The organism is Okeania sp. SIO2B9 (assembly GCF_010672505.1).
Taxonomy (GTDB): domain Bacteria; phylum Cyanobacteriota; class Cyanobacteriia; order Cyanobacteriales; family Microcoleaceae; genus Okeania; species Okeania hirsuta.
Map to the genome: position 1 here is coordinate 1 of NZ_JAAHGK010001476.1, position 1,725 is coordinate 1,725.

Here is a 1,725-nt window from a genome sequence, read left to right on the forward strand (position 1 = left end):
CCAATGACTTTACCATCGGGGATATAAGCTACATGGGCACGGCCCAAAACGGGCAAGATATGGTGTTCGCAGGAGCTAAACAGTTCAATGTCACGCATCAACACCATTTCGTTGTTATCGCTTTTCAATCACTCTAGGCAGATGAAAATTGAAAATCCTGAGCATTCTCCGGGTTGGGAATGGCTCCTGGAAACCGATTCATGATCTCAATCAGTTGGCGAAACCCCTCCCGTAATGGTTGTATAGGAAATACATTCAGCCATGGGTTGATCAAGTTGAAAAAGACAAATGGCTGGAGCATCAAGCGCAAATTATTTAATAGATTCTTCCACCCAGTGGCCCTATCCCACCACTGATGACTGGCAAAGGTATGGGATTCTTTAGACGTGGTGCTCGCCTCACTGAGGTTGCCTATTGCTTCACTCGTTGTCATGGGATTTAGCTCATTAGAATGTAGACTGACCAGCAAATACGCACTCATCACTACTTCCCACCACTTCTCAATCTGGGCATAATCAGTCACCCGAAAATCTGCCCATCCTAGCTCATTCTTACTTTGCTTTAGACCGTATTCGACCCAATTTCTCTTCCCATATAAATCCCCTACCTCTTCTGGCTTTAGTCCCGCCTTTTTCGTCATCACATACCAGGTTGAATTATCAGGCAATTTATCAACATCTGTCGTAATTTGCCAATAGCGAATCACCCGCTCTTCCACGTGCCCATACAGGATTTCACGAATAAATCGCTCCTCCGTTTTACCCGTAGAAAATTCACGCTCAAATGATTGCCACTCTGTGTGGCTAATCTCCTCTGACTCTGGCATCCAAACGCCGTGATTACTCCGAATCGCCACCACATATTCCAGCTCTAATCCCTCCAATACACTGATAAAGTTAGCTTCACTCTCTCCATATAAACTATCTGCTAAAACCAACTCGATATTGAAGCCCATCCGCTGTAATGCTCGGACCATATCTGCTGCAATTTGAGGCTTACTTTGATACTTATCCCCTGGCTTTAATCGTTCTCTAGGGTTATAGATTCTAAACATCAAGGGAAAGGTCATATTGTCAATTAACCCATAGGCGGTTACCGAGACGATGCCATTTTCTATTTTCCCTAAGTTCCCAATATATTGACGTTTCACATAATCGGTCGTTTTTCCTTTTTTAGGGTCCCCTGTCTCATCAATTAACAGCAGGATGCTGCGCCCCTGTAACGTTTGTAAAATCAACTCCAAGCGTCGTTGTTCTAAGACACCCACAGACCAAGGCGAGTCGGTCAAAAAGTGGTGCAGCGACTGCTCGTTATCCAGTCCTACAACTTTGGCAATGGCAGGCAAGGTCTTTCGCTTGATATCTGACAACATCCCCACATGTAAATGCTTAAATGCTTCAAACGCTCTAACATCTGAAAACAGCGATTGATAGGACTGGCAATACTCATCAATAAAGCGAACGGTTGGTCGAGCTTCCCTGGGCGCAATCATCGGCTCTATATGGCGTAGACAACATTACCATTATATTTCCTTTTGCTAGAGCGATTAAAGAGCGCTAGTAAACTGCGGGCTACAAAGAAAAGTCCCTACAGGACTCGTAAACGGATGTGCTCGATTGCCAGTGGATTCAGCAGCTTCATAGGTTTGGGCTGCTGTCCGCCTCGTTTCGGCCTGCTGACCAAATTTGTGTGCTGCGTGAGCATTATTCGTGCGATTGTGGCGGG

Annotated in this window: 1 protein-coding gene and 1 pseudogene; both read right to left on the reverse strand. The window is 45.4% G+C overall.

Annotation, left to right across the window (positions count from 1 at the left end):
- Positions 1-119 (reverse strand): annotated as a pseudogene (locus F6K13_RS31840) (GTP cyclohydrolase I); the annotation flags it as partial.
- 14 nt (positions 120-133) lie between these two features.
- Positions 134-1,492, reverse strand: a complete 1,359-nt coding sequence (locus F6K13_RS31845) for an IS701 family transposase (RefSeq protein ID WP_287289689.1) — start codon at positions 1,490-1,492, stop codon at positions 134-136.
- Positions 1,493-1,725: the final 233 nt, after the last annotated feature.

Excerpts from the sequence above, each read along its gene's own strand:
- F6K13_RS31845 (WP_287289689.1), bottom strand. The coding sequence starts at position 1,492 with ATGATTGCGCCCAGGGAAGCTCGACCAACCGTTCGCTTTATTGATGAG.